The sequence below is a fragment of the Selenomonas sp. GACV-9 genome (assembly GCA_900116485.1).
Lineage (GTDB): Bacteria > Bacillota > Negativicutes > Selenomonadales > Selenomonadaceae > Selenomonas_A > Selenomonas_A ruminantium_G.
Genome location: FPAX01000033.1, coordinates 1 through 6,339, shown reverse-complemented (window position 1 = coordinate 6,339; position 6,339 = coordinate 1). Strand labels below are relative to the sequence as shown.

The 6,339-nt window shown below is 56.0% G+C and carries 5 protein-coding genes; 3 read left to right on the top strand and 2 right to left on the bottom strand.

Going from position 1 to position 6,339, the window contains the following annotated elements; translation table 11 throughout:
* Positions 1–185 (top strand): hypothetical protein (locus BM322_RS13720; RefSeq protein WP_218154625.1); only part of this gene is annotated, 185 nt, incomplete at its 5' end.
* Between the two features lie 258 nt (positions 186–443).
* Here the strand turns inward: BM322_RS13720 and BM322_RS13210 are convergent.
* Both BM322_RS13210 and BM322_RS13205 read right to left on the bottom strand, forming a co-directional pair.
* Positions 444–1,832, bottom strand: coding sequence for an aspartate ammonia-lyase (locus BM322_RS13210; RefSeq protein ID WP_075431204.1), 1,389 nt, complete (start codon positions 1,830–1,832; stop codon positions 444–446).
* 241 nt (positions 1,833–2,073) lie between these two features.
* A complete protein-coding gene (locus BM322_RS13205) occupies positions 2,074–3,504 on the bottom strand; it encodes a DASS family sodium-coupled anion symporter (protein ID WP_318254637.1) in 1,431 nt (476 codons plus the stop codon).
* Between the two features lie 206 nt (positions 3,505–3,710).
* Between BM322_RS13205 and BM322_RS13200 the strand changes: the two genes are divergently transcribed.
* Complete coding sequence (locus BM322_RS13200) at positions 3,711–5,051, top strand: sensor histidine kinase (protein ID WP_075431203.1); 1,341 nt, start codon at positions 3,711–3,713, stop codon at positions 5,049–5,051.
* Positions 5,048–5,920 carry a DNA-binding domain-containing protein gene (locus BM322_RS13195; protein WP_075431201.1) on the top strand — a complete coding sequence of 291 codons (873 nt, stop codon included), beginning with the start codon at positions 5,048–5,050 and terminating at the stop codon, positions 5,918–5,920. Before BM322_RS13200 ends, BM322_RS13195 begins: the two co-directional genes overlap by 4 nt.
* Positions 5,921–6,339: the final 419 nt, after the last annotated feature.

The following is a 6,339-nucleotide window of genomic DNA, read 5'->3' as shown; positions in this document are numbered from 1 at the left end:
TCCGTTATGTTGGTACAAACCTGTTCCTTTCCGGCGATAGGCCACGAATTACATCGATGTGCTTGTTGCGGGAGCAACGGTTCGTGCAAATTCAACCTTTCGTTACCCAAGGGGCGAACGGGGTAGTGCTTCTTTCTGTCTGGAGCGACTGTCCTGCGCAGCAGGACTGGGCCGTAAGTGCATAACCTAGAAAGAACTATGTACGTCGCGACCTGGTGACGGGAGCAGGTAACTAAGTCCGTAGTTCTGGTCGTACGGTCCATTCAGCGGAAACAGAAAAAGTACTACCCCGTGAACCCCGAGCTGCGTACTATCGGGATTCCGTTCCGCTCGCACGAACAGACAAACTGCAATTTATTTTTTGCACAGCAAGAATCCCCCAGGGATTTGGAAGCATCCTGGGGGATTTTCGGGGAATTTATAGAAAGTTCTTGGATAGCTTTTTAGCCGGCAATACCCGGAGTCGTCATCTGTTTCGGGGAGAGGATCTTCTCCATCTTCTCCTGGGAAATCAGCCCCTTCTCGAGGATGACCTGACGGACCGGTTTGCCCGTGTTGTAGGCCTCTTTGGCAATCATCGCGGAGTTCTCATAGCCGATGTGCGGCAGCATAGCCGTGACGACACCGACGCTCTTGTCGAGCCACTCCTGGCACTGCTCACGGTTCGGCTCAAGGTCTACGAGCAGCTTGTCGACGAAGGTGTCGACTGCGTTAGCCATGTACTTCATGGAGTTGAACATGTTGAAGCTGATGACCGGCTCCATGACGTTGAGCTCGAACTGGCCATTCTCGACGCCGAGAGAAACGGCGATATCGTTAGCGATGACCTGATAGCAAGCCTGGTCGAGGACCTCAGCGATAACCGGATTGACTTTGCCCGGCATGATTGAGGAACCCGGCTGGCGTTTCGGCAGCTTGAGCTCGTTGAAGCCGCAGCGCGGGCCCGAAGCCATCATGCGGAAATCGTTAGCCATCTTGATAAGTACGAGAGCCGTCGTCTTCATAGCGCTGGATACATCGGAGAAACCATCGGTGTTGTTCGTGGCATCGATGATGTTGTCAGCCGTCACATATTTCTCGCCCGTGACTTCCGAAAGCGTCTCAGCAACTTTCTTGATGTACTCCGGCTCAGCATTGAGGCCCGTGCCTACTGCCGTGCCGCCCATGTTCATGACATGGATACCCTCAACCGCATGGTTGATGCGGGCAATGCCACGGCGAATGGACGATGCATAGGAGCCCATCTCCTGGCCCAACGTGATGGGAACGGCATCCTGCAGATGGGTGCGGCCCATCTTGAGGATATCCTTGTACTCCTCAGCCTTCTTCTCGAGCTCCGTAGCGAGACGGTCGAGCGAAGCCGTGAGCTTCTTGGCCTTATGGGACAGGCAGACCTTGATGCTCGTCGGGAAGCTGTCGTTGGTGGACTGAGCCATGTTGGCATGGTTGTTCGGGGAAATGATGTCGTAGCTGCCTTTCGGTTTGCCGATGATCTCGAGGGCGCGGTTGCAGAGAACCTCGTTGACATTCATGTTGACCGAGGTGCCAGCACCGCCCTGGATCGGGTCAACCGGGAACTGGTCGAGCCATTTACCCTCGATGATCTCATCGGCAGCCTGGACAAGCGGCTCACCGATCTCTTTCGGCAGACGGCCCGTTGCCATGTTAGCCATGGCAGCAGCTTTCTTTACCTTAGCAAAAGCCTGAACGAAATCCGGGTCGATGGTCTGACCCGTAATCTTGAAGTTATCAATAGCACGCATCGTCTGAACACCATAGTAAACCTCGTCCGGTACCTGAAGCTCGCCAATGAAATCATGCTCTGTTCTCATAATCGTTCACGTTCCTTTCCTTCCGCTGCCATATTTCCCCGGCAGCCGGATAACAACACGTCAATTCATCGTTGCTGGTCTTTGAACCATCAATCTCTTGACTTGCCCTTATTGTATCATGTATACAAAATACACGCAAGTACATTTTAAACTATTTTTGCTTTTTTGTCCGTCTGAATTGTACATCATTGGAGTACAATTCAGACAGGCAAAACACTTTCCTATGCCAATGGACTGGCAATTACAACATGCCGATGACTTTCATGACCGGCAGGCCGACGCCCATCCAGACGACGATATGCAGCATCGTGATGATGAAGCCGATCTTCCACCACTCGCCCTGGCCCATGAAGTTCGCGCCGAAGAAGATTGGCGTAACACCGCAGCCATAATGCGTGAGGAAGGAGGCGCTGTTGCAGAGCGCTCCGAGGAGGATCAGCACACCGAGCACCGGTGCCCCAGCAGCGACCAGGATTGTCGCAAAGGCTGCAAACAGTGCCATGATATGGGCGCTGTTGCTGGCCAGCAGATAGTGGGCAAAGGTGTAGATAAGGCTCAGCACGATGAGCATCGTCATCCACGGCATACCTGCGAACTGGGCTGCCATAGCACCAGCAAACCACTTCATCAGGCCAAACTTCGACAGGTAGGCAGCCATGTTGACGAGTACGCCCATCCAGACGAGGACGTCCCAGGCACCATGCTGTTTCGTGATATCCGACCAGTCGAGGATTTTCGTCAGCAGCATTGCCGACAGGCCCAGCAGGGCGACAAAAGCGGAGTCGATATGATGGATAGAACCAGTAGCCCACATGACCAGCGCCGCCAGGAAGATCACGCAGAGGATCTTCTCCTTGATGGTCATGGCGCCCATCTCACTGAGCTCTTTCTTGGCCAGCTGCACCGTCTCCGGCGAGTCCTGGATTTCTGGATTGATGATCTTATAGAGGATAGCCGGCGTGGCAATCGTCAGGATCAGGCCTGGGATGATGCAGGCCATGAACCACTCGCCCCAGCCGATGGACGTGCCGAACATCTCCTGGGCCAGCGTGTTGCAGAGCACGTTGTTCGAGGCACCAGTCAGGAAGATGCAAGCCGACGTGATGACTGCCGCATAGGCGCTGAACATCAGGAAGGCACCGGTGCGCTTGTTCTTGCCCGTCTCCGCGTCGGCACCGACAGCTGCCGTGACGCTGCGGACAATCGGGTAGATGATGCCGCCGCCACGCGCCGTGTTGGACGGCGTGAACGGGGCGATGATGAAGTCAGCTGCGCTCATGACATAGGCGACACGCAGCGTGCTGCTGCCGAACTTCGAGAGCAGCATGTAGGAAATGCGCTTGCCAAGGCCTGTCTTGATGAAGCCTTCGGCAAACATGAAAGCCGAGACGATCAGCCAGATGGTCGTGTTCGAGAAACCAGCCAGGGCCTCGCCAGCCTTCATGATGCCGAGAACCGGCAGCAGCGCACAGGCGATGATGGCGATAGCACCGATCGGCATTGGCTGCAGGATGAACCCTGCGATGGTCGCGATGAATACGGCGAGCAGGCCCCAGGCCTGCGGGCCGACACCAGCCGGTGCCGGGATGAACCAGATGATTGCACCGATGGCCACACAGATAAGGCCACGGACCAGGGGACTCATTCCCTGGCTTTGCTTTTGTTCAGACATGATAGCTCCTCCTTATGATTCCGTCATCATCAGCCGCTCAGATAACGATTGACTAATGATTTGATTGATGATATTAATATAATTGAACGACTACAAGAAACTACAGAATCCGACAGATTAACGACAAATATTTTTTGATAATTTTATATTATCGCTAACAGGATACGTGTATACAGTATATCGAATACAATTTTAAGGAGTAAACTATGTTTGACACCAAGCCCACGCGCCGCGACTGGCTCGTGTTCCTGTTCATGCTCATCCTGGTGCCGCTGGCCGGTGAGCCCAAGATCCATCCATTCACCGGGGACTTTGCCAACTTCCGCGTGAGCTTTGGCTCGCCGGTCTTCCTGCTGTTCCTGCTCTGGCTGCGGCCCTTCCCGCGGCTGTTCACAGGTACCTGCGCGGGCCTGACGGTCATGCTGTTCCGCACAGCCCTTGACGTCTGCCTCTACGGGCAGCCCCTTGGCGATTCCTTTGCACTGCATGTGCCGACTTTCTTCTATTATTTCGGCTATGCACTGTTCTTCGCCCTGCCGCAGCTCACCCATAAGACCATCTACGCCCAGGCCCTCGAGATTGCCTTCTGGGCCATCATTGCCGAGGTCTTCGCCAGCGTTGCCGAGCTTGCGGCCATGAATGCCATCGCCTATCAGGCAAGCTACCAGCTGACCCTTGGCATGCTCGGCCGCCTGCTGCTCATCGCCGTCTTCCGCTGTTTCTTCATCCTGTCCTTCTTCTTCCTGTTCCAGCTCTACAACACCGAGGTGAGGCTGGCGCGCAAGACCAAGGAACAGCACCGCCTGTCCCTGCTCATCTCCAGCCTCTACGAGGAGGCCTTCGAGCTCAAATGCGCCCTGCGCAGTGCCGAGGATGTCACCCACGACTGCTATCAGGTCTACGACGCGGTCAAGAACATGGCCACGACACCAGCGCAGCAGGCCATCGTCCAGGAAATCCTGCGCATCGCCGGCCAGTGCCACGAGATCAAGAAGACACATCAGCGCATCTACGCCGGCCTGCAGGAACTCACGAGCAACCGCCATGTCGAAGACTACCTGCCTCCCGACCAGATCGTCCGGCTGCTCGTACACACACAGGAAAAATACGCCCGCTCGCTGAATAAGGATATTACCTTCCATAGCGAAGTCCCCCGCGGCCTGCCGCCGCTGCATGTCTTCCTGCTGCTCTCGCTGCTGGGCAACCTCGTGGCCAACGCTGTGGAGGCCATCCACGACAAGGGCCAGATTTTCATCCAGATACAAGGCGGCACTGGCGATGACAAACTGCGCATCCATATCGGCAACACCGGCAGCGCCATCCCGCCGCACCGCCTGTCCCGGGTCTTCCATCCGGGCTACACGACGAAATTCGACAGCACCGGCAAGGCCTCCAGCGGCGTCGGCCTGACCTACGTCCGCCATCAGGTCGAAAACCTCGGCGGCACGATCGCCATCGACTCTGACGGGCAGAACACCGTCACCTGCGACATCGTCCTGCCCTGCCACAAGCTCCATAAAACCGACACGAAAGGAATCACACCATGAATATCATGCTTATCGACGACGACGAAGCCATCCGCATGATGCTTCAAGACATCATCGAAGACTACAACCTCGGCGAAGTCGTAGCGAGCCTCCCCTCGGCAGCCGAGCTCACCAACAGCCTGCTGGCCCTGCACCATATCGACATCCTGATCATCGACATGCTGATGCCAGACATCGACGGCATCGCAGCCGTCAGCCAGATAAAAAAAGACTTCACCGGCAAGATCATCATGCTCTCACAGGTCGAGAGCAAAGACCTCGTCGGCAAAGCCTACGAACAGGGCGTGAACTACTACATCACCAAACCCTTGAACCGCAATGAGATTGTCAGCATCATCCGCAGCGTCAGCGAGCACCTGCGGCTCGAATCCTTTGCCCAGAACCTCCAGAGCTCCCTCGCCAGCCTCACCCCCCAGGCAGCCGCCGCCCCAGTCCCACAACCAAAGCCCGCCGCCAAGGCCCCGGCCCTGCTGCAGGAGCTCGGCATCGGCAGCGCCCCGGGCGCGCAGGATCTCTTGGACATCATCGACTGGCTCAGGAGCCACCCAGGCCAGACACCGAGCCTCAAGCAGCTATTCACCGCCGTCGCGGGCGAGCGTCCCCATACCAACGACGCCGCCCGCGAGGCCAAGGCCATGGAACAGCGCCTGCGCCGCACCATCTACCAGGCCCACGTCCACCTAGCCACCCTCGGCGCCGTCGACTTCACGAACCCCCGGTTCGAAGAATACGCCCCCGTCTACTTCGACTACAGCGACATCCGCACCACCATGCGGCTCATCGAAGACGACGAAAAACCCTCCCTGTCGCAGGTGCACATCAACACCAAGAAATTCATCTACGCCCTCTACGATGCCGTCACACGCTAAAACACACCCGTTTATCCACAGAAATATCCACATATACCTAAAAAGCTGTGAATAACTTGTTGATTTCTCGCAAGTTATTCACAGCTTTGTTTATGTTACAAATTGCAGTTTGTCGGTTGGTGCGTGCGGAACGGAATCCTGATAGTACGCAGCTCGGGGTTCACGGGGTAGTACTTTTTCTGTTTCCGCTGAATGGACCGTACGCCTAGTTCTACGGACTTAGTTACCTGCTCCCGTCACCAGGTCGCGACGTACATAGTTCTTTCTAGGTTATGCGCTTACGGCCCAGTCCTGCTGCGCAGGACAGTCGCTCCAGACAGAAAGAAGCACTACCCCGTTCGCCCCTTTGGTAACGGAAATCTGAATTTGCACGAACCGTTGCTCCCGCAGCAAGCACATCGATGTAATTCGTGACCTAT

Excerpts from the sequence above, each read along its gene's own strand:
- BM322_RS13210 (WP_075431204.1), bottom strand. The coding sequence starts at position 1,832 with ATGAGAACAGAGCATGATTTCATTGGCGAGCTTCAGGTACCGGACGAG.
- BM322_RS13195 (WP_075431201.1), top strand. The coding sequence starts at position 5,048 with ATGAATATCATGCTTATCGACGACGACGAAGCCATCCGCATGATGCTT.
- BM322_RS13205 (WP_318254637.1), bottom strand. The coding sequence starts at position 3,504 with ATGTCTGAACAAAAGCAAAGCCAGGGAATGAGTCCCCTGGTCCGTGGC.
- BM322_RS13200 (WP_075431203.1), top strand. The coding sequence starts at position 3,711 with ATGTTTGACACCAAGCCCACGCGCCGCGACTGGCTCGTGTTCCTGTTC.